Genomic DNA, 24,497 nt, shown 5'->3' with positions numbered 1-24,497 from the left:
GGGAGGGAGTTAGGAAAGGGAGGGCGGCGGTGTCTTACAACTGCGCGGTGACGGCTTCAACAACGGCTTTGGACGTAATGCCAAAGTGGTCGTAAAGGGCATCGATCGGGCCGGAGGCGCCGAAGCTGTGCATGCCGACAAAGCGACCCTTGTCGCCCAGCAGCTTGCTCCAGCTCATCTCGATGCCGGCTTCGATGGCGACGCGCGCCTTGGCATTGCCGTAGAGCTCGGCCTTGTAGGCCTCCGACTGCCTGGCCAGCAGTTCCATGGACGGAACCGAGACGACCTTGGCGGCAATGCCCTGCTCGGCCAGCTGCTTCTGGGCTTCGACGGCGATGGCCACTTCCGAGCCGGTGGCGAAGATCACGACATCGGCGTTCTTGTCACCGGCAATGACATAGCCGCCCTTGGCGCAAAGGTTCTCGGCCTGGTACTCGGTGCGCAGGGCCGGCAGGTTCTGGCGGCTGAGGGCCAGGATGGACGGCGCCGTGGTCGATTCCAGCGCCAGTTGCCAGCATTCGAGGGCTTCCACGGCATCGGCCGGGCGGAAGACCAGCAGGTTCGGAATGGCGCGCAGGGCGGTCAGGTGTTCCACCGGCTGGTGGGTCGGGCCGTCTTCGCCGAGGCCAATCGAGTCATGGGTCATGACATAGATGGCGCGCTGTTCCATCAGCGCCGCGAGGCGGATCGACGGGCGGGCATAGTCGGTAAAGACCATGAACGTGCCGCCATAGGGAATGAGGCCGCCATGGAGCGCGATGCCGTTCATGGCTGCCGCCATTTCGTGCTCGCGGATGCCATACATCATGTAGCGGCCATTGTAGTTGTTGGCCTGGAACGGCACCATTTCCTTGGTGTTGGTCAGGTTCGAATGCGTCAGGTCGGCCGAGCCGCCCTGGGTCTCGGGCAGCACGGCATTGATGATGTCGAGCGCCATCTGGCTCGACTTGCGGGTCGCGACCTTGGGCTTATCCTCGACCAGCTTCTTCTTGTAGGCGTCGATAGCGGGCTTGAAGGCATCAGGCAGGTCGCCCTTCATGCGGCGCTCGAATTCGGCCTTCATGGGTGAAACGGCGAGGCGCGACTGCCATTCGCCGCGGATGTTCTGCGAGCGCTTGCCGGCGGCGCGCCAGGTGTTGAGGACCTCGGTCGGGATTTCGAAGGCGGGATAGGTGATGCCGAGCGCGGCCTTGGCGCCGGCCAGTTCCTCGGCGCCCAGTGGGGCGCCATGCACCTTTTCGGTGCCGGCCTTCTTGGGCGCGCCGAAGCCGATAGTGGTCTTGGCGGCGATCAGGGTCGGCTTGTCGGACTTCTTGGCGGCCAGCAGGGCGGCTTCGATGGCATCCTGGTCATGGCCGTCGATCTCGATGGTGTTCCACTGGCAGGCCTTGAAGCGGGCGATCTGGTCGGTCGAATCCGAGTTCGAGACGGCGCCGTCGATGGTGATCGAATTGTTGTCCCAGATGACCACGAGCTTGTTGAGCTTGAGGTGGCCGGCCAGGGCGATGGCTTCCTGGGAAATGCCCTCCATCAGGCAGCCGTCACCGGCCAGCACCCAGGTGTAGTGATCGACGATATCGGCGCCGAATTCGGCAGCCAGCTTGGCTTCCGCAACGGCAAAGCCAACCGAATTGGCGAGGCCCTGGCCGAGCGGGCCGGTGGTGGTCTCGATGCCCTGGGCGAAGTGGTATTCGGGATGACCGGCGGTCTTACTGCCGAGCTGGCGGAAATTCTTGACCTGGTCGATGGTCATGTCCTCGTAGCCCAAGAGGTAGAGCGAGGAGTAGAGCAGCATCGAGCCATGGCCGGCCGAGAGGATGAAGCGGTCGCGATCGGCCCACTTGCTGTCTGATGGATCGAACTTCATCACCTTGGTGAAGAGCACGGTGGCGATGTCGGCGCAGCCCATGGGAAGACCCGGATGGCCGGAATTGGCTTTCTCGACCGCGTCCATCGACAGGGAGCGGATCGCATTGGCCAAATCGTTCTGCTGAGCGGTATTCGTCATCGGGATTGCGCTTTCTCAGGGCTGAAATCTGGGGAGAAGAGGCGCCGAAAGCCTCCTCCCAAAGGCGGGTTCGAGGCATAACAGGTTCGCCTATCCTGTCAATGACAGCGCCACCGCCGCCGCGGCCTAAAGGTTGCATTGCGGTGAGCGCTGGGGCACGCTGAGCGCGCTGGAATCGCCTGACACAGAGGACCGTAGTAACAATGAGTGAGACGGAACCTGAAGACGGGTTGGTATCCGCCAATGCGCGCTTCGATCGTGCGATGGCCCGGCTGGACCAATCGGTGCGGAACCTCACCACGCGCCTGCGCCAGCATAATCGCATCGAGGTCGATACGCAGCGGCTGGTGCATGAGCGTGCGCGCCTTGCCACCGAGCTCGACAAGACCGCCGCCCGCGCCAAGCGCCTCGACGACAGCGCGCATGACGTGTCGCGCCGGCTGGTCGAGGCGATGGAGACGGTCCGCGAAGTGCTGGCCAAGGCGGAGTAGCGCAGTGCCCGAAGTCAATGTCGAGATCAACGGCCGCAAGTATCGCATGGCCTGCGAAGAGGGCCAGCAGCAGCGCCTGATCGGGCTGGCCGATCGGTTCAACACGCATGTCGAGGCGCTCAAGGGGGCGGTCGGCGAAATCGGCGATAACAGGCTGACTGTCATGGCCGGGATCGCCGTGGTGGACGAGCTGGCCGAGGCGGAAAAGCGCATCAAGGCGCTCGAGACCGAAGTGCTGGTTTTGACCCGTGCCGGGCAGGAAGTGGCCGCCGAGATCGAGGCGCTGGAGGCCAGGTTTGCCAGCAAGCTCAGCGATGCGGCGAAGGCCCTCGAGGGCGTTGCCGGCGCGCTGGATGAAGCGGCGCCGGTTCCGCAGGGGTAGCACGAGCTTGGCAAAGATTGCCAAAAGGCCTAGATTGGCTCCAAAGGAGACCAGCCATGGCCACGATGAACGTTTCCCTTCCCGACAAGATGAAGCAATGGGTCGAAGAGCAGGTCGCGACCGGCCGCTACGGCAATAGCAGCGACTATGTCCGCGACCTGGTGCGGCGCGACCAGGAGCGGGCGGAGGCGCGGGAAAAGCTGCAGCAGATGGTGGATGAGGCGCTGGCCAGCGGCAGGGTCGAGATCACCCGTGACGAACTGATAGAGAGGGTTATGTCCCGCGCCAGGACTGCTGTCGAAGCACGCAAGTCAGCGTAGCGATGGCATGGTTCATCGTCGAAAGTGCTGCACTGGATATGCAGCACATTGCTGAAGACGGCATGCTCAATTTCGGCGACAATCATGCGCGGCAATATACATCGAAGCTGATCGACATGTTCGAGCGCCTGGCGGACATGCCGTACCTTGCGGCTGAACGACAAGCATCGCAACAGACAGTTCGCCTTATGCCCTGCGGGTCTCACAACATCCTCTATGTCGTCGAGAACGAGGATGTGGTCGTGCTCCGCATTCTCCACGGCCTGCAGAATTGGTTCGATCTGCTCTAGCTTCTCCCTTTGCACGGCCACCCAAAGCGCCTATATCTGGGCTGCTGCCCGGTGCGTGAAGGATACCTTTATCCCCGGGGCCTTAACGATCCTAAGGGAGCTGTCCCTGACTGGGCCCCTGGGCTCAGACATACGGCGCCCACCTACGTAAAGTAGGTTCCCGGGATCGTGTATCCCACGGCCAGGGCGGCACCTTATTGTCTGAGCAGGTTGCAGTACGCCCCATGGTTGACGCGTTGATCGAGGAAGCCAAGGCGGCGTTGCGGAACCGGGCCCGGGCTGCGCGAGCCTCGCTGGACCATGGCGAGCGCGCCGATGCGGCGATTGCCGCGGCCCAGCACTTCTTCAACTCCGTCCCCCTGCAGGCGAGCGATGTGGTTGCGGCCTACTGGCGCATTCGCGACGAGCTCGACTGCCAGCCCATCCTGGTCAAGTTGATGGACAGCAACCAGAAGGTGGTGCTGCCTGTGGTCATGGGGCCCGAGGAGCCGCTCGATCTGCGCGTCTGGGAGCAGGGCGCTTCGCTCTATGAGTCCGGTTTCGGTACCCTGGCGCCGTCCGACCTGGCGCCACGCGCCGAGCCCGATATCGTCATCATGCCGCTGCTGGGCTTTGACAATCGCGGCACGCGCCTGGGCTATGGCGGCGGCTATTATGACCGGACCCTCGCCAGCATGAGCAAAAGGCCGATACTCGTCGGCCTCGCCTTTGCGGCGCAGGAACTCGATCGCATTCCGCGTGAGCCGCATGACGTGCCGCTCGATATCATCGTCACCGAGGCCGGTGTCCGCCATTTCGGCACCACGGCATGAGGTTTCTGTTTCTGGGCGATGTGGTGGGCCGCTCCGGCCGCGATGCCGTGGCCGAGCGGCTGCCCGGGATCATCGAGCGCTACAAATTCGATTTCGTGGTGATCAACGGCGAGAATGCCAGCCATGGCCGTGGGCTCACCGAGCCACATTTCCAGGGCCTGCGCGATGCCGGCGCCGATATCGTGACCTTGGGCGATCACGCCTTCGACCAGCGCGATACGCTGAGCTATATCGAGCGCGAGAACACCCTGTTGCGGCCGATCAACATGCCCGAGGGTACGCCGGGGCGCGGCGCCATGTTCCTGGAGGGTCGCAACGGCCATCGCGTACTGGTCATCAACGCGCTCGGCCGCGTGTTCATGGGGCCCGCCGACGATCCGTTCCGCGCCGTCGAGGCAGCGGTAGCGGCCTGTCCGCTTGGCGAACAGGCCGATGCTGTTATCGTCGATTTCCACACCGAAGCGACTTCGGAAATCCAGGGCATGGGCTTCTTCATGGATGGGCGGGTGAGCCTGGTCGTGGGCACCCATACCCATATTCCCACCTCCGACCAGCGCATCCTCAAGGGCGGCACGGCGCTGATGGCCGATGCGGGCATGTGCGGGGATTTCGACTCCATCATCGGCGTCGATGCCGAAGAGCCGCTCAACCGCTTTTTGACCGGCATCGCCAATGGGCGGTTCACGCCGGCCGAAGGCGAAGCGACGCTGTGCGGCGTGGCGGTCGAGACCGATCCGCGCAGCGGGCTGGCAGTCAAGGTACTGCCTGTGCGGATTGGTGGCACGCTGGCGCAGGCGGAGCCACTGTTCTAGCCCGCTTCACAATCGCCGCGCGCTTGCCTATAACGCGCCACCAATCCAGAATTCCAGACATGAGGGGAGTGACCGATGGCCGGCCATTCACACGCCAAAAACATCATGCACCGCAAAGGCAAGTCCGACGCGGTGCGCTCCAAGATCTTCTCCAAGCTGGCGCGCGAAATCACCGTGGCGGCCAAGATGGGCATGCCGGACCCGGCATTCAATTCGCGCCTGCGCCTGGCGGTGACCAATGCCCGCGCCCAGTCCATGCCCAAGGACAATATCGATCGCGCCATCAAGAAGGCGATCGGTTCGGACGGCGAGAACTATGACGAGATCCGCTACGAGGGGTATGGCCCGGGCGGCGTCGCCATCATCGTCGAAACGCTGACCGACAATCGCAACCGTACTGCCTCCAACGTCCGCTCCTACTTCTCCAAGAGCGGCGGCGCGATGGGCGAAACCAACTCGGTCGGCTTCATGTTCGACAAGGTTGGCGAGATCACCTACCCGCTCAAGGCGGGTTCGGAAGACAAGGTGATGGAAGCGGCCATCGAGGCCGGCGCCGACGATGTCGAGAGCGACGAGGAAGGCCACTACATCACCACCTCGTTCGAAGCGATGGTGGAAGTCGCGGCGGCGCTCGAAAAGGTGCTGGGCGAGGCCGAATCGGTCAAGGCTGTGTGGAAGCCGCAGACCAATACGCCGATCGATGCCGACAAGGGCGCGTCGCTGATGAAGCTGATTGCGACGCTCGAGGAAGACGATGACGTGCAGAACGTCTACACGAACTTCGAGATGAGCGACGAAGAAGCGGCCAAGCTCGAGGCCTGAAGGCGGCAGGCCAATCTGAACAGGGGGCGGTGCCATCAGGCGCCGCCCTTTTTCATGCACTGCGCTTGAGGTCGATCACCGGGTAGTCGTTGACGTGAACCACGGTGACGCGGTTACGGCCGGTCTGCTTGGCGCCATAGAGGCGCTGGTCGGCAATGCGGAACAGCTCGGAAAAGCCGGCAGGTCCGTCGAAGGCAACGCCGCCGATGCTGACTGAGAGCGAGCGCTGCTGCCCGTCCGGCGCAAACACCGCCAGGTTTACCGAGCGGCGGATGCGTTCGGCCACGGTCTCGGCACCGCGCTGGTCGACATCGGGCAGGTAGACGCCGAACTCCTCGCCGCCCATGCGTCCCACCAGGTCCCCGGCCCGCAGGATGGTGCGGATGGAGCGCGCGATAATGGTCAGCGCCTCGTCCCCTGCATCATGCCCGAACAGGTCATTGATGGCCTTGAAATTGTCGGCGTCGATCATCAGCAGCGCGCCGTTGGCGCCGTAGGGTCGGTGGGCGAGCAGAGACCCCACCTTGCTGGTAAATGCACCGCGATTGAGGCAGGCGGTCAGGCTGTCGGTGCGGGCCACCAGCCCAAGCCGCCGGTTGGTGATCGCCAGGCCGCGCACCCTGATGCTCATATAGAAGAACAGCGGCACCCCCAGCATGACGGGGAGCACGACGGCGCTGACGATGGAGCGCTGCAGCGCCGCCGGACCAAGATCGCCGAACATCAGGGCGTTGAAGATCACCGAAATCACGACGCAAGCCGTGGTGCCAAACAGGGTCCAGCGGCCGACGCTGGACCAGCTTTGCAGTGCAGTCAAAGTCTTGGAAGGCATCATTTGCAATTCTCTCGGCTTTGAAAGGGCAAATCCGCCACCTGACGGGGCAGGGGAGACGGTGCGGCGCGGCAGGAAATGAACAAAATGGACAGGTGGTCAGGCGGTCGGGGTCTCCATCAGGCGGCCTGCATAATGGCGACACGGTCGCGGCCGGTATTCTTGGCTTCGTAGAGGTGCCGGTCGGCCAGCCGGTAAAGCTCTCCGAACGGGGCGCGCGTCTCGTAGGTTGCGCCGCCGATGCTGACCGAGAGCGGGCAGGGCATGCCGTCCGGCGCGAAATCGATGGCCGATACCGAGCGGCGGATGCGCTCGGCCACGTGATCGGCGGCGGCGACATCGGAATCGGCGAGAAACACGCCGAATTCCTCGCCACCCAGCCGGCCAACGGGATCGCTGCTGCGCACGGCCTGGCGGATGGCGCCGGCGATCAGTCGCAGCGCAGCGTCGCCGGCATCGTGGCCGAAGCGGTCGTTGACGCCCTTGAAGTCGTCGGCATCCACAATCAGCAATGCGCCGCCTGTGGACGGGTGCCGGTCGAGATAGCGGGTGACGGCGCCGGTAAAGGCGCCGCGGTTGAGGCAGGCGGTCAGCCAATCGGTGGTCGCCAGATGTTCGAGCTGGCCATTGGCGTGGCGCAACTGCTCCTGGCGGAGCATGAGCACGAAGATCATCGGACCACCCAGCACCAGCGGCATGAGGATGGAAACGGCCAGCCCCTGCACGTTTATGCCGGCCGAGAAGATTTCCATGATCATGTTGGTGAAGACCACCGACAGGGCCACCGAGATGAGCGTGATGGCGCCGGTGACCCGATAGATGCGCAGCCAGGCGCGCTTCGGAAGGTCCCGATGAAGTTCTGTCATGATGCGCCCCTGCATTCCCGCCAGGACCCTATAGGTCGCGGTTTGAAGATGGTGTTTGCGGGATGGACGCGATTTTATCTATTCGGGCTTTTCCACCGACGGCGTTGCCTTTTTGTTCACATCGGGCTTGGTAGGCTGCGACGGCTTCATTAAGGATGGGCGCATGAGTGCTGCTACCCGAATCATTGGCATCGATCCCGGCCTGCGCCGCTGCGGCTGGGGGGTGATCGAGACCCTGGGCAACCGGCTGACCTTCGTGGCGGCCGGCACGGTGACGCCCCCGGTCGACGGATCGTTGGCCGAGCGCCTGGCGATCCTGTTTGCCGGCCTGGGCGAGGTGCTCGATCGCTTCGCGCCCGACGAGGCCGCGGTGGAGGAAACTTTCGTCAATGCCGGGGCGCGCTCGGCACTGATCCTGGGACAGGCACGCGGGGTGGCGCTGCTGACGCCGGCGGCGCGAGGCCTGCCGGTCAGCGAATATGCAGCCAACCTGGTCAAGAAATCGGTGGTCGGCACCGGTCATGCCGACAAGGGACAGATCCAGCTCATGGTCAAGACATTGCTGCCGGCGGCCGATTTTAAGGGCGCCGATGCCGCCGATGCGCTGGCGATTGCCATCTGCCATGCCCATCACCGCGTATCGAATCAGCGGCTGAGGGCGCTGGCATGATCGGCAAGCTCAAGGGGCTGGTGGACAGCTTCGGCGACGACCATGTGCTGATCGATTGCGGCGGCGTGTGCTACGAGGCGTTCTGCTCCAGCCGGACGTTGCAGGCTTTGCCGCGGGTCGGCGAGGCGACGGTGGTGTTCATCGAAACCATCGTGCGCGAGGACATGATCCGGCTCTACGGCTTTTCCAGCGAAGCCGAGAAGGGCTGGTTCAACCTGCTGATGACGGTCCAGGGCGTTGGTGCGCGCGTGGCGCTGTCCATCCTTTCGGTGCTGTCGCCGTCGGAGCTTTCGAGCGCCGTGGCGCTGCAGGACAAGGCGATGATCGGCCGCGCTAATGGCGTCGGGCCCAAGCTGGCGGTGCGGCTGGTTACCGAGCTCAAGGGCAAGGCGCCCGTGGGCCCGGGTATCGATGCGGGTACGTTGGGGCTGCAGGCGGCTTTGGGCGAAGGCATGGCACCATCGGCCATCACGGACGCTGTCTCGGCGCTGGTCAATCTGGGCTATTCTAGTGCCCAGGCCTCGGCCGCGCTGGCCAGGATCGTGGCGCGCGAGGGGGATGGGGTGAAGACGGAGACGTTGATCCGCATGGGGCTTAGGGAGTTGAGCTCGTGACCCTCACCTCCCCCGCCGCCGGCCGTGACGATCCGCTGGATGTGTCCCTGCGCCCTTCCGGCTTTTCCGAGTTCGTCGGGCAGGCGGCGGCGCGCGCCAATCTTGAAGTCTTCATCAAGGCGGCCAAGCAGCGGGGCGCGGCGCTCGACCATGTGCTGTTTGTCGGTCCGCCGGGCCTGGGCAAGACCACGCTGGCGCAGATCATTTCGCGTGAGCTGGGGGTTGGCTTCCGGGCCACATCCGGTCCTGTCATCGCCAAGGCGGGGGACCTGGCGGCGTTGCTGACCAATCTCGAAGAGCGGGACGTGCTGTTCATCGACGAGATTCACCGGCTCAATTCGGCGATAGAGGAGGTGCTCTATCCGGCGATGGAGGATTTCCAGCTTGATCTGATCATTGGGGAGGGTCCCGCCGCCCGCTCGGTGCGGATCGATCTGGCCAAATTCACGCTAGTGGGCGCCACGACGCGCGCGGGCCTGCTGACCACGCCGTTGCGCGACCGGTTCGGCATTCCGGTGCGGCTCAATTTCTACACGCCCGAGGAGCTGGTGCAGATTGTGCAGCGCGGGGCGCGGCTCTTGGGCATGCCGATGGCACCGGACGGGGCGATGGAGATCGCCCGTCGTTCGCGCGGTACGCCGCGCATTGCCGGGCGGCTGCTGCGTCGGGTCACCGATTTTGCGCTGGTGGAGAATGCCGGCGAGATTACCCGGGCGATTGCCGACAAGGCGCTGCTGCGGCTCGATGTGGATGCGCGCGGGCTCGACCAGCTCGACCGGCGCTACCTCACCACGATTGCCGATTTCTACAATGGCGGCCCGGTCGGTATCGAGACCATCGCCGCGGCGCTCAGCGAGCCGCGCGATGCCATCGAGGAAATCGTCGAGCCCTATCTGATCCAGCAGGGCTTCATCCAGCGCACGCCGCGCGGCCGCATGCTGACCGGCGCGGCCTTCCAGCATCTGGGCAAGACCGTGCCGCAGGGCTTTGTCGGCCTGCAGGCGAGCCTGTTCGAGGAGCCGGAGGAAGAATGACCAGCCTGCGCACCATGCTCAGCTTTCCGGTCGGCGGCACCCGCTTCAACTATCGGGTGGCTGGCGTGGCCATCCGCGACGGGCATGTGCTGGTCTGCCGCGAGGACGATGACGATTACTGCATGCTGCCCGGCGGCCGCGTCGAAATGGGCGAGCCCAGCGACCTGGCGCTGGTGCGGGAAATCGCCGAGGAACTGGTCATGGCTGTCGAGGTGGGGCCGCTGCTCTTCACCTCGGAGAGCTTTTACGGGCGGGTGGGTGAGCGCTTCCACGAGCTCGGTTTCATCTATGCGATCGAGCTGCCCGAGGATGTCGGGCCGGGTGGGGCGCAACCCTTTCTCGTGCGGGAGGATGAGGGGCATCTGCTGCAGTTCTCCTGGCTGCCGCTGGAAGGGCCCGACCTGACCGAGGCGCGTCTCCTGCCGCCATGGCTGCCCGAGCGGCTGCGCGCGCTGCCGGACCTGTCGGGGCATGTGATCTTCCACGAAGCGGAGCCAACGGCGTGAGGCGGTATGGCGGCCTGATCGGGCCGGTAACGGGTTTGTCCCGGTGACGTTCGTCGCCCGCTACGCACTGAGCCTTCATGGCTGGCCGGAGGCCATGAGGCTGCGGCTCGTTGTGCTCAGCGACATCCATGCCTGTAGCCCATGGATGACGGCGGCGCGGCTGCACGCGATCTGTGCCCAGGCCAATGCCCTCCAGCCCGATATCGCGCTGTTGCTGGGCGATTATGCTGCGGGCCCGCGCTTCAGTCGCGAATTGCATGCGCATGACTGGGCGGGGGCGCTGTCGAGCCTCGCCGCCCCATTGGGCGTGCATGCCATATTGGGCAACCACGACTATGACGGCTATGAGCGGCACGATCTGGCCGAGCGTGAGACGGCCTCGGAAACCGCGCTGCGAGCGGTGGGCATCGCAGTCTATGTCAACCGCGCGGTACGCATTGCCCATGGCGGCGGCGGCTTCTGGCTGGCCGGCCTGGGCGATCAGTTCGCCTTCGCCCGGGGGTCGCATGGCTACCTGAAGGGGCTGGGCGTGGATGACATGGAAGCGACATTGGCACAGGTGGATACCGACGAGCCCATCGTGCTGATGGCGCACGAGCCCGATCTGTTCCCCGATACGCCGGAGCGGGTGGCGCTGACGCTTTCGGGCCATACCCATGGCGGGCAGGTGCGGCTGTTCGGGCGCACGCCCGTGGTGCCGTCGCGGCATGGCAGCCGCTATGTCCACGGCCACTTCACCGACGGGCGCAAGCAGTTGATCGTCAGTGCGGGACTGGGCTATTCGGGCCTGCCGCTGCGCATCGGCACGCGGCCGGAACTGGTGCTGATCGAACTGGGAGGGGCGCAACGATGACCCGGCACGCCTTTCCCGTTCGCATCTATTACGAGGACACCGACTTTTCGGGGAACGTCTATCACGCGGCCTATCTCAAATTCTTCGAGCGAGGCCGCACCGAATTCCTGCGCGACGAGGGTATCCACCATTCCGAGCTGGCCGGGCAAGGCATCGCCTTTGCCGTCCGCTCGATGGAGATCGCCTTTGATGGCGCCGCCCATATCGATGACCTGCTCACCGTCACGACCGAGGTCGCGGCCATCAGCGGCGCGCGGCTGACGCTGAACCAGGCAATTCTGCGTGATGAGAAGGTGTTGACCCGGGCCACTGTGGTGGTCGTGGCCATCAAGACTGCCGGCGGCGCCGCACGAATGCCCCGCGAAATCCTTACCCGCTTTGCGCCAAAGCCATAGGCGCCGGCCCTTCGGCGCATGGCTGCCGACTCGGTTTGTTAACCTCTCCTTGACCATAATTGCGGCAAAGCGAACACGTGTTCGGCAGCCATCCCGGAAAGGGCCGGCTCTCCGGGCATTTCTCTTAATTTTGACAGATTTCGACCCCATCGCCTGATGCTTGAGGGTCGGGTGCATGAAACCGGGCCGAAAAGGATCACTACATGGAAGCCGTTGACGCTGTGGGGGCCGTTGCTCCGCACGCTGATTTGTCCATCTGGGGCCTGTTCTGGGCCGCCGACTGGATCGTGAAATCGGTCATGCTGGGCCTGCTGGGCGCCTCGATCTGGTGCTGGGCCATCATCGTGGACAAGACCATCACCTATCGCCGCACCAACAGCGAAATGAACAAGTTCGAGCGGATATTCTGGTCGGGCCAGTCGCTCGAGGAGCTCTATCAGCAGCAGGCGGAAAAGCCGTCGGGCGGGCTGGGTGCGGTATTCGTTGCGGCCATGAAGGAATGGAAGCGCAGCCACGAGCAGAATGCTGCAAGCTTCGTGGGCATGCAGCAGCGCCTCGACAAGGTGCTCGACGTCGCCATTGCCCGCGAGAGCGAGAATCTCGAAAAGCGCCTCGGCTTCCTCGCCACCATCGGCTCGGCCGGCCCGTTCATCGGGCTGTTCGGCACGGTCTGGGGCATCATGAACGCGTTCACTGCCATTGCCGCCTCGTCCAATACCAGCCTTGCCGTCGTCGCGGGCCCGATCGCCGAAGCCTTGTTCGCCACGGCCATCGGCCTGGTTGCGGCTATCCCGGCGGTTATCGCCTATAACAAGCTGAGTTCCGACTCTGCCAAGATGATCGGCCGGCTCGAGGGCTTTGCCGACGAATTCTCGACGATTCTCAGCCGCCAGCTCGAAGCGCGGAGCCGCTGATATGGCCATGGGTGCATCAGCCGGTGGCGGGGGCGGCGGACGCCGCCGCCGTGGCCGCAAGAAAGCGATCATGAGTGAAATCAACATCACGCCGATGGTGGACGTGATGCTGGTGCTGCTGATCATCTTCATGGTGGCCGCGCCGATGATGACGGCCGGCGTGCCGATCGACCTGCCGAGCTCGGCGGCCGCGGCCATGCCCAACCAGGCTGATCCGGTGACCGTGGCCGTCACGCCCGAGGGCGCCGTGTTCATCGACGAGACGCCGGTCGACGAAGCCGATCTCGTCCCGCAGCTCAACGCCCTCGGCGTCAACGGCGCGGAAGACCGCATCTTCCTGCGCGGCGATACCAGCGCCAATTACGGTGCCGTCATGCGCGTCATGGGCCTGCTGTCGGCTGGAGGCTTTTCCAGGATCGGCCTCATCACCCAGCCGGAACAGTAGTCCAGTCCGATGCGTACCGGCGTAACCGTCTCCATCCTTGCCCACATTGCGGTGCTGGCCATCGGCCTCATCAATCTGGGGCTTGCGGAGCCGTTGCAGCCGGTTGTCGAGTCCATCGCGGTCGACCTGGTGCCGATCGAGGAATATTCCAACATCCGCGCCGGTCAGCTCGACAGCGAGATCGTGGAGACCGACACGCCCTCCATCGTCGAGGACGATCAGCAGGCGGCGCTGGCCCAGCCGACGGGTAATACCGAAGAAGACCAGGTGACGCCGTCGCCGGCAGATATTCCAACGCCGACCCCGGTCACCAATACCGCACCCGCGCCGCAGGCAACGCCCGAGCCCGAGCCCTTGCCGGAACCCGAGCCCGAGCCAGTACCCGCGCCGGAGCCGGAGCCAGAACCGACCCCTGAACCTGTGGTCCCGCCTGTACCGGCGACCCGCCCCGAACCCACGCCAGAACCGACACCCGAACCTGAACCGGTTCCAGAGCCCGTTCCGGAGCCAGAACCCGAGCCGACGCCGGAACCCACGCCCGAGCCGACCCCTGAGCCCACTCCGGAACCGACGCCTGAGCCGGTGACGCCGGCCGTCGCGGCGCCGACGCCCGCGGCGCGGCCGACCAACCTGACGCAGCTGCGCCAGCAGTTCGCGGCGGCCGAAGCGGAGCGCAAGAAGCGCGAGGAGGAGGAACGCCAGCGCGCCGCTGCCGCCGAGCAGGCGGCAGAGGAGCAGCCGGTCGAGCAACTCGATGCGTCGCTGGCCGACGATATTTCCGCCATCATCAACAACGACAACACCACCGGCGGCACAACCGGGCAGGGTGGTGCGCCGACGCTGGGCGATACGGACGGCACTTCGGCGCGGCTCAGCCAGTCGGTGATCGATGGCTTTGTCGCCAAGATCAAGCAGTGCTGGACCGTGATGCCGGCCGACTATGGAATGTCCGTGACGCTGATGGTCAGCATGAACCAGGATGGTACCGTCAATGGCGTGCCGGCCATCGTCTCCTCGGACCAGTCGCCCTCAGGCCTCATGCTGGCCCGGGCGGCGCAGCGGGCAGTGACCAATTGCGGCCCCTATACGATGCTTTCTGCCGACGCCTATGGCGAGTGGCGGCAGATCGAAGTGGAACTACGGCCGTGACTTTGAATTGGCTTGTTTGGCCGGCAGAATGCGGCCAACGGCGAGAATGGAGACTGATATGACCCTCATCACCCGGCGCAATGCGCTCAAGCTCGGCCTGGCTGGCGGAGCGCTGCTCGCTGGCACCTCACTGTCACTGGCACAATTGCGGGTCGTGGTGGAGGGCGCCAATTTCCAGCCACTGCCGATCGCCATCCCCGATTTCGCCTCGGCGGACCCGGCCTTCGGCAAGGAAATCGCCGATATCGTGCGCAATAACCTGCGCCGCTCCGGCCTGTTCCTGCCGCTCGATCCGGCTTCGCTGCCGATCCAGGTGGGCGACGTCAACAACACGCCCGATTTCAACATCTGGCGCACGGCCAATGTCGATGCGCTGGTGATGGGTGGCGTCGAGCGCGGTGGCACCATTTCCTCGTCGGTGCGCGTCTGGGATACGCAGCAGGCGGCGCAGGTGGTCGGCAAGAGCTACAATACCGATCCCAATTCGAGCCGCCGCGTGGCCCATATCATCTCGGACGCGATCTATGAATCGCTGGCCGGCGGCACGGGCTATTTCGATACCCGCGTCATCTACACCGCCGAAAGCGGGCCCAAGGCCAATCGCGTGCGGCGCCTGGCCATCATGGACCAGGATGGCGCCAATGTGCAGTATCTGACCGATGGCACGACCATGGCGCTGACGCCGCGCTTCTCGCCCAATGGCGACATGGTGGTCTATATGAACTTCGCCGAGGGCAATCCGCAGGTCTACCTGCTGCAGCTGTCGACCGGCCGCCAGCAGCGCCTCGCCAATGTCGGCGCCATGACCTTTGCCCCGCGCTTCTCGCCCGATGGTGGCACCGTGGTCTTTTCGGTCGAGCAGGGTGGCGCCACCAATATCTATTCGGTCGGCACATCAGGCGGCACGCCGTCGCAGCTCACTTCGGGCGCAGCCATCGATACCGGCCCGTCCTTCTCGCCGGATGGCAGCCGCATCGTGTTTGAATCCGATCGTGGCGGTTCGCCGCAGATCTACATGATGGGTTCGGGCGGCGGCAATGCGCAGCGCATCAGCTTCGGCCAGGGCAGCTATTCGACCCCGGTCTGGTCGCCCAAGGGCGATCTCATCGCCTTTACGCGCCAGTCGGGCGGCCAGTTCAATATCGGCATCATGAACCCGGATGGTTCGGGCGAGCGCATGCTCTATTCGAGCTTCCACGCTGAAGGTCCCACCTGGGCGCCCAACGGTCGCGTCATCATGTTCTTCCAAGATCCGGGCGGCAATGACGGCCCCAAGCTGATGAGCGTGGACATCTGGGGCCGGAACCTGCTGACTATCCCGACCGAAAGCTATGCCAGCGATCCGGCCTGGTCGGGGCTGCGGGGTTAAGTCTGCCTTCACCTCTCCCCCAAAGGGAGAGGTAAGAGGCCACCCGTTTAACCTTAACGTGATCCGCCGCCAACCCTGTGGCAATTGCGCACCATCACGAAAAAGCCCGGATTCCCGCCACATTGGCGCCTGAATAGGACAAGATTAACCACTCTGGAAAACCCGGCCTTAAGATTAAGCGCGGTAAATGCCGTGCTTAAGATTGTTGCCTTTCAGGAGCCTCCCCGTGGTCATTACCGCACCCTTCAATACCGCGTTGCGCGCTGCCGCGATGCTGCTTTTCGTCGTGGTCATCGCGGCCTGTTCGCGCACGCCCAATGCCATGCCGACCGGCGTCGGCAATCTCGGACCGGGCGGCGGTGCGCCGGGCAGCCAGCAGGAATTCCTGGTTTCGGTCGGTGACCGCGTGTTCTTCGAGACCGACTCGAGCTCGCTGACTTCGGAAGCCATGGCGACCCTCGACAAGCAGGCCGCGTGGCTCAACCAGTACCAGAACTACCGCATCATGGTCGAAGGCCATGCCGACGAGCGCGGTACCCGCGAATACAACATCGCCCTGGGTGCCCGTCGCGGCTCGGTGGTGGTCAACTACCTCGTCTCCAAGGGCGTCAATTCGCAGCGCATCACCACCCAGTCCTTCGGCAAGGAACGCCCGGTGGCGATCTGCAACGACATTTCCTGCTGGAGCCAGAACCGCCGCGCGGTCACTGTCGTGCAGTAACAATTCGGCTTTCCCCAGCGGGGAGAGCCAAACAGATCCAGTGCAAACTGGAGGCAAGAGCGCCCGGTGCCGCGTATTTGGCCCGGGCGCTTTCTTTTGACCAAAATTGCCCTTTATCGGCAGCTGCATCGGCACCATGTTGTGCCTTGGTTCAGCGCGTTTGGAGGCGTCGTTTGCAGTTATCGGCAATTCTTCGAGGGGGACGTACGGCGCTTTGCACCGTGGCCATCGCCCTTGGCATCATCGTTCCCGCCATGTCGGCGCAGACCACGCCCATGCCGCCGGGCGAACTGAGCGGGTTGACCCTCACCAATGCCGAGCCGCCCCGAATTCGCGTGGCCCAGGCGCAGGATACAGCGCAGCTGATGGTGCGCATCCAGCAGCTCGAAGAGCAGTTGCGGCTGCAGAACGGGCAGATCGAGGGGCTGACCTTCCAGCTGACGCAGCTGCAGGAACTGCTCAATCGCATGCAGGAAGATACCGACTTCCGCCTCCAGGCGCTGGAAGGCGGTGCCGGCCCAAAACCTGATGCGGCAACCCAAGCGGGCGGCGCGACGCAGCCCGAGGCGTTGCCGCAGAACCCCAATGCCGTGCCCGTGGACGCCAACGGCGTGCCGCTGACCGTGGTGCCTGAGCAGGGCGTGCAGCCGCTGCCCGGCGAGGCCGAGTTCGACCCGACCTTTGACGATGGTTCGGGCGCCGCGCCTGCCGATGCGGTGGGCGAATCGTCCGATCCGCTGGTGGGGACGGGGGCTGCCGGTGGCGTCGATCTCACCACCGGCCAGCCGATGAATCTGAGCTTTGATCCGGCAGCGGCCAATTCGGGCAATCCCGATGCCGATGCGCAGTTTGCCGCCGGCTACGACGCCCTCTCCAAGGGCGACTATGCCTTTGCCGAGGACCAGTTCAGCCAGTATCTCGATCTCTATCCCGATAGCGAACAGGCCCCTGATGCCGCCAACTTCCTGGGCGATGTGCTGATCCAGCGCGCCGCCTATGACGAGGCGGCCGAGGTGCTGCTCAATGCCTTCCAGAAGGCGCCCGACAGTCCCAAGGCGCCGGACCTGCTGCTGAAGCTCGGCATGTCGCTTTCGGGGGCCGGCGAGCGCGAGACCGCCTGCCGCACCTTTGCGGAGATCGACAAGCGCTACACCACGCTCGAGCCCGCCTTTGTGACGCGGCTGGGCGAGGAGAAGTCCCGGGCTGAATGCCCGCCCGCATGACCCCTGACCTCGACGACGCTGCAGGGCTTGAGACCCTGTTCGTTGCCGCGGCGGGTGAGCCGGCGCTCGCGCTGGCCGTATCGGGCGGGGCCGACAGCCTTGCCCTGATGCTGCTGGCCCAACGCTGGGCGGCAGGACTTGAGGCAGCGCCGCGGATCGTCGTTTATTCGGTCGATCACGGGCTGCGCCCGGAAGCGGCAGCCGAAGTCGCCATGGTGCTGGAGGCTGCGGCGGCGCTCGGGCTGGCCGCGCGTGGCCTCGCCTGGACCGGGCCCAAGCCCGAAGCTGGCGTGCAGGAGGCGGCCCGCACGGCCCGCTACCGGCTGATGGGATCAGCCATGGCCGAGGATGGCGCGACGGTCCTCCTCACCGCCCATCACCTGCAGGACCAGGCCGAGACGGTGCTGATGCGCATGGCGCATGGCAGTGGCATTGAGGGCCTCAAGGGCATGACCTCGATGGCCGATATCGAGGGGATCAGGGTGCATCGTCCGCTGCTCGGTGTCGATCCGGCGGCCCTGCGGGCTGTTGTCGACGCGGCGGGGCTCGTCCCGGCGGCCGATCCGTCCAATGCCGACCCCCATTACGAGCGCGTGCGCTGGCGCCAGGCGATGCCGCAACTGGCTGCCTTGGGCCTGAATGCCGGGGCCGTGGCGCTGTTTGCCACCCGCATGGCCGAGGCCGACGCCGCCATCGCCCAGATGGCCGATGGCTGTTTCAGCGAGATCGTGCGGCTCGATGGGTTCGGTGCGGCGCGGATCGAACTGGCGCCGTTTGTGGGCCTGAGCCCCGCTATTTCTACGCGCCTGCTTGGCCGCGTGCTGAACATTGTCGGCGGGCGGCAGAAGCCGCGTGCCCTGGGGGCGGTGGAGCGGCTGCGCCAGACCATTGCGGAGGCCGGCCTGGCCAAGGCGACGACCGTGCTCGGCTGCGTCATCCGCATCAAGGACGGCGCGCTTGTCGTGGCCCGCGAGCCGGGCCGCTCGCTGCCGCCGGACGCCTTGCTGGCGCCGCATGGCGAACTGGTCTGGGACGAGCGCTTTCGCATCGTCAATGCCTCGCCCGAAGCGAGCCTCACCGCCAGCGTCGCCGATTACCTGCCGCGCCACCGGCTCGAGGAATTCCTCGGCTTCAAGGTCACGGCGCCCGCCGAGGCCATCCGCACCGCGCCGATCGTCCGCGATGCCGGTGGCGGCGTGCTGTCACTGGGCGGGTGGTCATTCGACGAGCGCATCAAGGTGCAGTTGCTGATCGATTGAGGGATTGCCCCGCGCCCGACGACTTATCCCCATGCGTCAAATGGCGCGCATACTCCTTCCATCTTCACGGCAGAGCCGGTCATGACGAGTGATGACCGTGGAGGCAGCCAGGGATGGGAGGTCGCTCCCGTTGGGCGGGGGGAACTCGGCAGCTGCGCTTGCGACACAGCGTACCTGGCCCGGACCCGCGAAAATCCTGGCGTGGTGGCGAGGCAAAGGCCTCACTTCCGTCATCTACCACTTCGAGGCACGCGCCTCGCCACCATAGCTCTCTGAGCGCCCCCTTGGCGTCTCGACACCGAGCGAACCGAACCCACGACAACCGCGATCCAGGCGGCGCCTGCGCATGCCCGGCGAAAACGCCACGCCTGGCGGCGATCCCGTGTTGAAAAGCGCGATGAAGCTCCCGCATGGCTGGGCCATTTGCTAGACCATTACGAAGTGCCTGATTCGGCCCGACTCACTGGTTACGGAGCATCCTGACCCATGGCATCGACGCCCGCTGGCGATGACAATTACCCCGATCCGCTCGTAGCGGCCGGGCGGGGCAGTGCCGGGCTGTGGCGCGTTGTAGTGCTCGGGCTGCTTCTGGTCGGCATTGCCGTGGTATTTGCCCTGTTCAGCGACCGGATTCCGGCCGACGCGATCATGACCTTCATCGGCGTGCTTGCTGTCGTGGGCGTGTTCTGCCTGTTCGGCCTGGCTGCGGGCCTCTTCCGCTTCGCCAGCGGCGAGGAGCGGCGCACCATCTCCAATGCCGTTGTTGACAGCCTGCCCTTCGGCGCGGTCGTCTCGGATCGCGATGGCAAGATTTCCTACGTCAACGCGCATTATGGCAGCTTTGCCGGCGCCGTGACCAACGGGGTGCCGGTGGGCGTGCCGCGCCTGTTTGCGGGTCAGTCCGACGCGAGCGAAGCCATCTACCGGCTGTCGCGCGCAGCCAAGGATGGTCGGTCGGCGGTCGAGGACATCCGCATTGTCGGTGGCCTGGGCGGCTCGCTGGCCGATAGCGCCAAGCCATTCTGGTATCGGGTGGCGGTGCGCCCGTTGCCCGAATCCGACGAGGCCAGCACCCCCATGGTGATCTGGTCGGTCGAGGATATCACCCGCGACCGCGACAATAACGAAAGCGCCTTCCGCGACCTGCAGCGCGCCATCGACTATCTCGACCATTCACCGGCCGGCTTCTTCTCCGCCGATGCGCATGGGCGCATTCAATATCTCAATTCGACGCTGACCGACTGGCTCGGCTATGACCTGGCCGAGTTCAATTCCGGCCACCTGCGCCTGTCCGACCTCGTCCGCGGCGATGGAGCGTCCCTGCTGATGCGCGGCCGCGGCGATGGTGAAATCCGCACCGAAATCATCGATATCGACCTCGTGCGACGCAATGGCACGAGCTTCCCCGTGCGCCTGATGCATCGCGCCGCCCGCCTCGCCGATGGCGAACTGGGCGAGACGCGCACCCTCGTCCTCGACAAGTCCAACGCCCCCGACACCGAGGAAGAGCTGCGCGCCGCCGAAGTGCGGTTCTCGCGCTTCTTCAACGACACGCCCTTCGCCATTGCCACTCTGGACGGGGAAGGGCGCATCATCCGCACCAATGCCCCCTTCGGCCGTATCTTCCGCTGGTCGGGCGAAGAAAAGAGCCTGGAACTGCAGCCGCTGGCCGAGCTGATCGGCGAGGGCAGTCGCGAGAAATTCGCCCGCGCCATGGCCGACGCGGCCGCGCATCGTTCCGAAATCGAGCCGGTGGATGCCCTGCTGAGTGCCGAGGGTGATCACGCCGTGCGGCTCTACCTGTCGTCATCCGAGATGAGCGCCGGCTCGCCCGAGCAGGTCAATGTCTATGCCCTCGACATGACCGACCAGCGCAAGCTGGAGGCGCAGTTTGCCCAAAGCCAGAAAATGCAGGCCGTGGGCCAGCTTGCCGGCGGCGTGGCGCATGATTTCAACAATCTTCTGACGGCCATTATCGGCTTTTCCGACCTCTTGCTGCTCAAGCACAAGCCGGGTGACCCCTCATTCAGCGAGCTGATGCAGATCAAGCAGAATGCCAACCGCGCCGCCGGTCTCACCCGCCAGCTGCTGGCCTTCTCGCGCCGCCAGACCCTGCGCCCGCAGGTGCTGGAACTGCCGCTGATCGTCGATGACCTCACCGTGCTGCTCAAGCGCATGATCGGCGAAAAGAACACGCTGACCGTCGAGCATGGCCGCAATATCTGGCCGGTGCGGGCCGACGTGGTGCAGCTCGAACAGGTGATCATCAACCTGGTGGTCAATGCCCGCGACGCCATGCCCCATGGCGGCTCCATAACCATCCGGACCTCCAATGTCGAGCGGTCCGAGGCCGAGCGCATGACCTTCGAGGGCATGGTGCCGGCCGATTATGTGCTGATCGACGTGCAGGATACCGGCACCGGCATGGGCCCGGAAGTCCTGCAGAAAATCTTCGAGCCCTTCTTCACCACCAAGGAATTGGGCAAGGGCACGGGCCTCGGCCTTTCCACCGTCTATGGCATCGTCAAGCAGACCGAGGGCTATATCTACCCGGTCTCGGTGGTCGGCGTCGGCACGACGTTCAAGATATTCCTGCCGCGGCATGTGGCCAGCGCGTCCGAACAGGCCGCCAAGGTGGCAGCTGCTGCGGCGCCAGTGCGCGACCTGACAGGCCATGAGCGTATTCTGCTGGTCGATGACGAGGAAAGCGTCCGCGCCTTCTCAGCCAAAGCGCTGCGGGCGACGGGCTATGAGGTGTTCGAGGCCGATGGCGGCGAACAGGCGCTTGAAGTGCTGGAAGATGAGAACTTCAAGATCGACCTGATGATCTCCGACGTCGCGATGCCGGAGATGGATGGGCCGACGCTGCTCAAGCATGTCCGCGAGGAAATGCCCGATCTCAAGGTGATCTTCGTATCCGGCTATGCCGAGGAAAGCGTCCGCCGCGACATCGAGGACGACCAGTCCGTCGAATTCCTGTCCAAGCCGTATTCGCTCGACCAGATCAACACCAAGGTCAAGGAAGTGCTGCAAAAGATTGGCAAGGGTGATGTCAATTGAATGAGCAGGGGCGGTTCGAGGGGCCAACCGAGCTGAACGTGCTCGGCGAACCGCTCAGCCCCTGTTCCAGCGATCCGCTGACCGGCTTCTTTCGCACCGGCTATTGCGCCGCCGGGCCAGACAGCGCCGCAGTGCATCTGGTCTGCATCGAAGCGACTGACGATTTCCTCGCGTTCTCGGCCTCGGTCGGCAATGACCTGTCGACCCCGATGCCGCAATTCGCCTTTCCCGGCCTCGTTGCCGGCAATCGCTGGTGCCTGGTCGCCCAGCGCTGGCAGCAGGCGCATCAGGCCGGCAAGGCGCCGCGGGTCTTCCTGCGCTCGACCAATCAGGCCGTGCTCGGACTTATCCCCCTGGATGTGCTCAAGGCGTATGCTCTGGATCTGAACTGATCGGGAGAGACCTCATGGTGAGCCTGTCGAACCACGAGGTCGGGCACACGTATCCTGCCACGACCTCGTCCTTCGACGGGCTCAGGATGAGGTCTACTGCTCTCTCTTAGCGTCCACGCAGAATGCGCGCCAGCGCTGCGCTAAGCCCTGCCAGGGCCACGAGGAAGAATGTCCATTGGGCTACCAGCAGGAACGTACTCGGCGCCTCCGCCGCGAAAAAGATCGTGTAGCCGAGCCAGATTGCCACCGCGGCACAGATCAGGGCCGAAACGCGAGGATCGTTCATCGTTGTTGCTCCGCCAGCACCTGATCGAGTTTCTTGTACCCAAACTCCATGCCCTCGGCCATCGGCGTCGCCAGGGCGCCGTCGCGGGCTTCCTTGGACGAATAGGTGATCGTATTGACCAGCGTGGTCCGGCCGCTTTCCTCGTCGAAATCCAGCGTCGATACCGTCTCGCCGCCGGTCCAGTCGTCGTCGAACAGCTCGGCGCTGGCGACATGAGATACCGGCTCGATCGCCGTGACCACGCCACCCATGCCCATTACATAGCCGCTGGGTGCCTTCCACTCGTAGCGATACTTGCCGCCCACCCTGGCGTCGAATTCGCAGACGGTCATGATCCAGCCTTCGGCGCCATTGAGCCAGCGGCGGATCAGCGCCGGCTGGGTATAGCAGGCAAAAACCAGATGCCGTGGTGCATCGAATTGCCTGGTGATGACGATCTGGTTGTCTGCGGGCAGGGTGATGGTCAGCGGTCCACCGAAGGTCATGTCGGGTCTCCTCAGTTCTTGCCGGCCATGGCCTCGAGGCGTTTCAGTTCATCGAGCAGGTCATCGAGTTGGCCGAACTGCTTTTCCCAGAACTTGCGGTATTCGATCAGCCAGCCGGTTGCCTCGGCCAGCGGCGCCGCTTCCAGTTTGCAGGGCCTGCGCTGTGCATCGCGGCTGCGCGAGATCAGCCCGGCATGCTCCAGCACCTTGAGATGCTTGGAAATGGCCGGCTGGCTCATGGCGAAAGGCTCTGCCAGCTCCATCACCGAGGCTTCGCCCTGCGCCAGGCGCGCCAGGATGGCGCGCCGAGTCGGATCGGCGAGTGCCTGGAAGGTGGCATCAAGGGCGGCTGGCGTCGGCATGACTATAACTTTCAGGTTTCAGAACCATCAGGTTATATTGCGCTTCAGCCGTAGAATCGTCAAGCCGTTCCGCCGGGAATGGGTGTGCCTGGGGCCAGCAAGCCCTTTGCGGCCAGCGTGGTCCACAATTCGTCCGGCACCTTGGCGTCCCACCAGTCGAGAATGCCGTCCAGCTCCTGCGGCGAGCGCGGCCCGGGCAGTACGTTGCAGACGGCTGGATGGGTCAGCGGGAACTGCAGTGCCGCGGCGGGCAGGGGGACGCCGAATTCGCGGCACACGGCCTCAATGGCCCGCACCTTGGTGACGATCTCCTCGGGCGCCTTGGCATAGTTGAACTTGTCGCCGCCCACCAGAATACCCGAATTGAACGGGCCGCCGATCACCACCGAGGCGCCGCGCTCTACGCAGGTGGTCATGAACGGATCGAGCGAGGTCTGCTCGAGCAGCGTATAGCGCCCGGCGAGCAGGAACACGTCCCAGTCGCCCAGTGCAAACGCGTCCATCAGCACCTGCCACTCGTTGACGCCCAGGCCAATGGCCTTGATGACGCCGGCATCGCGCAATTCGCGCAGCGCCTTGTATCCGCCGCCGGCAAGCTGGGCCCAGAGCGGCTTGTTGCCCTCGACCCCATGGGTCGCCACGCCGATATCGTGGACGTAGAGAATATCGATCCGGTTCAGGCCCAGCCGCTGCTGGCTGTCCTCGAAGGAGCGCATCACGCCATCGTAGGAATAGTCGTAGAGCTGGTTGAAAGGCAGCGGGTCGACCCAGTTGCCCTTGTCCTGCTCGGCGGGCTCAACCGGCTTCAGCAGGCGCCCGACCTTGCTCGACAGCACCACGCCCTCGCGCCGTTCGCGCAGCGCATCCCCCACCAGGTGCTCGGAGCGGCCCAGGCCATATTGGGGGGCCGTATCGACATAGTTGATGCCGACATCGAGCGCATGGGCAACGGTGGCGCGGGCCTGCTCGGCGGGGACGGCCGAGAAGATGCCGGCCAGCGATGCCCCGCCCAACCCCAGCGTCGTCACCTCGAGATCGGTGCGTCCGATGCGGCGCTTTTCGAATGTGCGAGCAATCATGTTATCCCTCCAACCGGCGGAGGGATAACTGACATGTTAGTTGCCC

Annotated in this window: 29 protein-coding genes and 1 other RNA gene; 23 read left to right on the top strand and 7 right to left on the bottom strand. The window is 64.7% G+C overall.

The annotated features are described in order from the left end of the window. Window positions 1–34: 34 nt before the first annotated feature. On the bottom strand, window positions 35–2,008 hold the full coding sequence (gene tkt / locus IH615_RS18520; protein WP_291364224.1) for a transketolase: 1,974 nt from the start codon (window positions 2,006–2,008) through the stop codon (window positions 35–37). 203 nt (window positions 2,009–2,211) lie between these two features. Between tkt and IH615_RS18515 the strand changes: the two genes are divergently transcribed. The 8 genes from IH615_RS18515 to IH615_RS18480 all read left to right on the top strand — a co-directional run bounded on the left by IH615_RS18515 (window position 2,212) and on the right by IH615_RS18480 (window position 5,937). After that, the gene (locus tag IH615_RS18515) at window positions 2,212–2,499 is read left to right on the top strand and encodes a DUF4164 family protein (RefSeq protein WP_291364222.1); all 288 of its coding nucleotides are present in this window, start codon (window positions 2,212–2,214) and stop codon (window positions 2,497–2,499) included. A gap of 4 nt (window positions 2,500–2,503) precedes the next feature. Next, a complete protein-coding gene (gene zapA / locus IH615_RS18510) occupies window positions 2,504–2,881 on the top strand; it encodes a cell division protein ZapA (RefSeq protein ID WP_316356284.1) in 378 nt (125 codons plus the stop codon). Between the two features lie 56 nt (window positions 2,882–2,937). Continuing rightward, window positions 2,938–3,201: a type II toxin-antitoxin system ParD family antitoxin gene (locus IH615_RS18505; RefSeq protein ID WP_291364218.1), complete on the top strand. Its 264-nt coding sequence runs from the start codon at window positions 2,938–2,940 to the stop codon at window positions 3,199–3,201. Window positions 3,202–3,203: 2 nt separating this feature from the next. Beyond that, window positions 3,204–3,491, top strand: coding sequence for a type II toxin-antitoxin system RelE/ParE family toxin (locus IH615_RS18500; protein ID WP_291364216.1), 288 nt, complete (start codon window positions 3,204–3,206; stop codon window positions 3,489–3,491). A gap of 38 nt (window positions 3,492–3,529) precedes the next feature. Beyond that, window positions 3,530–3,688: non-coding RNA, 6S RNA (ssrS, locus tag IH615_RS18495), on the top strand. Window positions 3,689–3,715: 27 nt separating this feature from the next. Further along, window positions 3,716–4,303, top strand: a complete 588-nt coding sequence (locus IH615_RS18490; protein ID WP_291364214.1) for a 5-formyltetrahydrofolate cyclo-ligase — start codon at window positions 3,716–3,718, stop codon at window positions 4,301–4,303. Continuing rightward, window positions 4,300–5,115, top strand: coding sequence for a TIGR00282 family metallophosphoesterase (locus IH615_RS18485; RefSeq protein ID WP_291364212.1), 816 nt, complete (start codon window positions 4,300–4,302; stop codon window positions 5,113–5,115). Before IH615_RS18490 ends, IH615_RS18485 begins: the two co-directional genes overlap by 4 nt. 75 nt (window positions 5,116–5,190) lie before the next feature. Beyond that, window positions 5,191–5,937 carry a YebC/PmpR family DNA-binding transcriptional regulator gene (locus IH615_RS18480; protein ID WP_291364211.1) on the top strand — a complete coding sequence of 249 codons (747 nt, stop codon included), beginning with the start codon at window positions 5,191–5,193 and terminating at the stop codon, window positions 5,935–5,937. A gap of 52 nt (window positions 5,938–5,989) precedes the next feature. Here IH615_RS18480 and IH615_RS18475 read toward each other — a convergent pair whose 3' ends face one another. Both IH615_RS18475 and IH615_RS18470 read right to left on the bottom strand, forming a co-directional pair. Beyond that, window positions 5,990–6,772 (bottom strand): GGDEF domain-containing protein, encoded by a 783-nt coding sequence (locus tag IH615_RS18475; protein ID WP_291364210.1) that lies wholly within the window; start codon window positions 6,770–6,772, stop codon window positions 5,990–5,992. 116 nt (window positions 6,773–6,888) lie between these two features. Further along, window positions 6,889–7,635 (bottom strand): GGDEF domain-containing protein, encoded by a 747-nt coding sequence (locus IH615_RS18470; RefSeq protein ID WP_291364209.1) that lies wholly within the window; start codon window positions 7,633–7,635, stop codon window positions 6,889–6,891. Window positions 7,636–7,798: 163 nt separating this feature from the next. Here IH615_RS18470 and ruvC point away from each other — a divergent pair, with 163 nt between their 5' ends. From ruvC to IH615_RS18395, 15 genes are all read left to right on the top strand, one after another. Next, window positions 7,799–8,305 (top strand): crossover junction endodeoxyribonuclease RuvC, encoded by a 507-nt coding sequence (gene ruvC / locus IH615_RS18465; RefSeq protein WP_291364208.1) that lies wholly within the window; start codon window positions 7,799–7,801, stop codon window positions 8,303–8,305. Then, window positions 8,302–8,919 (top strand): Holliday junction branch migration protein RuvA, encoded by a 618-nt coding sequence (gene ruvA, locus IH615_RS18460; protein ID WP_291364207.1) that lies wholly within the window; start codon window positions 8,302–8,304, stop codon window positions 8,917–8,919. Before ruvC ends, ruvA begins: the two co-directional genes overlap by 4 nt. 35 nt (window positions 8,920–8,954) lie before the next feature. After that, the gene (gene ruvB / locus IH615_RS18455; RefSeq protein WP_291364501.1) at window positions 8,955–9,953 is read left to right on the top strand and encodes a Holliday junction branch migration DNA helicase RuvB; all 999 of its coding nucleotides are present in this window, start codon (window positions 8,955–8,957) and stop codon (window positions 9,951–9,953) included. Then, complete coding sequence (locus IH615_RS18450) at window positions 9,950–10,459, top strand: NUDIX domain-containing protein (protein WP_291364206.1); 510 nt, start codon at window positions 9,950–9,952, stop codon at window positions 10,457–10,459. Before ruvB ends, IH615_RS18450 begins: the two co-directional genes overlap by 4 nt. Window positions 10,460–10,502: 43 nt before the next feature. Continuing rightward, window positions 10,503–11,312, top strand: coding sequence for a metallophosphoesterase (locus IH615_RS18445; protein WP_291364205.1), 810 nt, complete (start codon window positions 10,503–10,505; stop codon window positions 11,310–11,312). Beyond that, window positions 11,309–11,707 carry a tol-pal system-associated acyl-CoA thioesterase gene (gene ybgC, locus IH615_RS18440; RefSeq protein ID WP_291364204.1) on the top strand — a complete coding sequence of 133 codons (399 nt, stop codon included), beginning with the start codon at window positions 11,309–11,311 and terminating at the stop codon, window positions 11,705–11,707. Before IH615_RS18445 ends, ybgC begins: the two co-directional genes overlap by 4 nt. Window positions 11,708–11,910: 203 nt before the next feature. Next, the gene (gene tolQ, locus IH615_RS18435) at window positions 11,911–12,621 is read left to right on the top strand and encodes a protein TolQ (RefSeq protein ID WP_291364203.1); all 711 of its coding nucleotides are present in this window, start codon (window positions 11,911–11,913) and stop codon (window positions 12,619–12,621) included. Window position 12,622: 1 nt separating this feature from the next. Beyond that, window positions 12,623–13,066, top strand: coding sequence for a biopolymer transporter ExbD (locus IH615_RS18430; RefSeq protein ID WP_291364202.1), 444 nt, complete (start codon window positions 12,623–12,625; stop codon window positions 13,064–13,066). A gap of 9 nt (window positions 13,067–13,075) precedes the next feature. After that, a complete protein-coding gene (locus tag IH615_RS18425; RefSeq protein ID WP_291364201.1) occupies window positions 13,076–14,215 on the top strand; it encodes a hypothetical protein in 1,140 nt (379 codons plus the stop codon). Between the two features lie 58 nt (window positions 14,216–14,273). Next, the gene (gene tolB, locus IH615_RS18420) at window positions 14,274–15,584 is read left to right on the top strand and encodes a Tol-Pal system beta propeller repeat protein TolB (RefSeq protein WP_291364200.1); all 1,311 of its coding nucleotides are present in this window, start codon (window positions 14,274–14,276) and stop codon (window positions 15,582–15,584) included. A gap of 271 nt (window positions 15,585–15,855) precedes the next feature. Further along, window positions 15,856–16,305 (top strand): peptidoglycan-associated lipoprotein Pal, encoded by a 450-nt coding sequence (gene pal, locus IH615_RS18415; RefSeq protein ID WP_291364499.1) that lies wholly within the window; start codon window positions 15,856–15,858, stop codon window positions 16,303–16,305. Between the two features lie 221 nt (window positions 16,306–16,526). Continuing rightward, complete coding sequence (gene ybgF, locus IH615_RS18410) at window positions 16,527–17,528, top strand: tol-pal system protein YbgF (RefSeq protein WP_291364199.1); 1,002 nt, start codon at window positions 16,527–16,529, stop codon at window positions 17,526–17,528. Continuing rightward, the gene (tilS, locus tag IH615_RS18405) at window positions 17,525–18,787 is read left to right on the top strand and encodes a tRNA lysidine(34) synthetase TilS (protein WP_291364198.1); all 1,263 of its coding nucleotides are present in this window, start codon (window positions 17,525–17,527) and stop codon (window positions 18,785–18,787) included. Before ybgF ends, tilS begins: the two co-directional genes overlap by 4 nt. Window positions 18,788–19,273: 486 nt before the next feature. Then, window positions 19,274–21,847, top strand: a complete 2,574-nt coding sequence (gene cckA, locus IH615_RS18400; protein WP_291364197.1) for a cell cycle histidine kinase CckA — start codon at window positions 19,274–19,276, stop codon at window positions 21,845–21,847. Beyond that, complete coding sequence (locus tag IH615_RS18395) at window positions 21,844–22,239, top strand: DUF2237 domain-containing protein (RefSeq protein WP_291364196.1); 396 nt, start codon at window positions 21,844–21,846, stop codon at window positions 22,237–22,239. The genes cckA and IH615_RS18395 overlap by 4 nt, the downstream gene beginning before the upstream one ends. A 106-nt stretch (window positions 22,240–22,345) precedes the next feature. Here the strand turns inward: IH615_RS18395 and IH615_RS18390 are convergent, their stop codons facing one another. The 4 genes from IH615_RS18390 to IH615_RS18375 are packed head-to-tail and all read right to left on the bottom strand — an operon-like array spanning window position 22,346 to window position 24,451. After that, window positions 22,346–22,525 (bottom strand): hypothetical protein, encoded by a 180-nt coding sequence (locus IH615_RS18390; protein ID WP_291364195.1) that lies wholly within the window; start codon window positions 22,523–22,525, stop codon window positions 22,346–22,348. Continuing rightward, window positions 22,522–23,010 carry an SRPBCC family protein gene (locus IH615_RS18385; protein ID WP_291364194.1) on the bottom strand — a complete coding sequence of 163 codons (489 nt, stop codon included), beginning with the start codon at window positions 23,008–23,010 and terminating at the stop codon, window positions 22,522–22,524. Before IH615_RS18385 ends, IH615_RS18390 begins: the two co-directional genes overlap by 4 nt. Window positions 23,011–23,021: 11 nt before the next feature. Next, complete coding sequence (locus IH615_RS18380; protein WP_291364193.1) at window positions 23,022–23,372, bottom strand: metalloregulator ArsR/SmtB family transcription factor; 351 nt, start codon at window positions 23,370–23,372, stop codon at window positions 23,022–23,024. 59 nt (window positions 23,373–23,431) lie between these two features. Next, window positions 23,432–24,451 carry an aldo/keto reductase gene (locus tag IH615_RS18375; RefSeq protein WP_291364191.1) on the bottom strand — a complete coding sequence of 340 codons (1,020 nt, stop codon included), beginning with the start codon at window positions 24,449–24,451 and terminating at the stop codon, window positions 23,432–23,434. Window positions 24,452–24,497: the final 46 nt, after the last annotated feature.

The organism is Devosia sp. (genome assembly GCF_014860165.1).
GTDB lineage: Bacteria > Pseudomonadota > Alphaproteobacteria > Rhizobiales > Devosiaceae > Devosia.
This window is presented reverse-complemented; position numbering and strand designations above follow the sequence as displayed.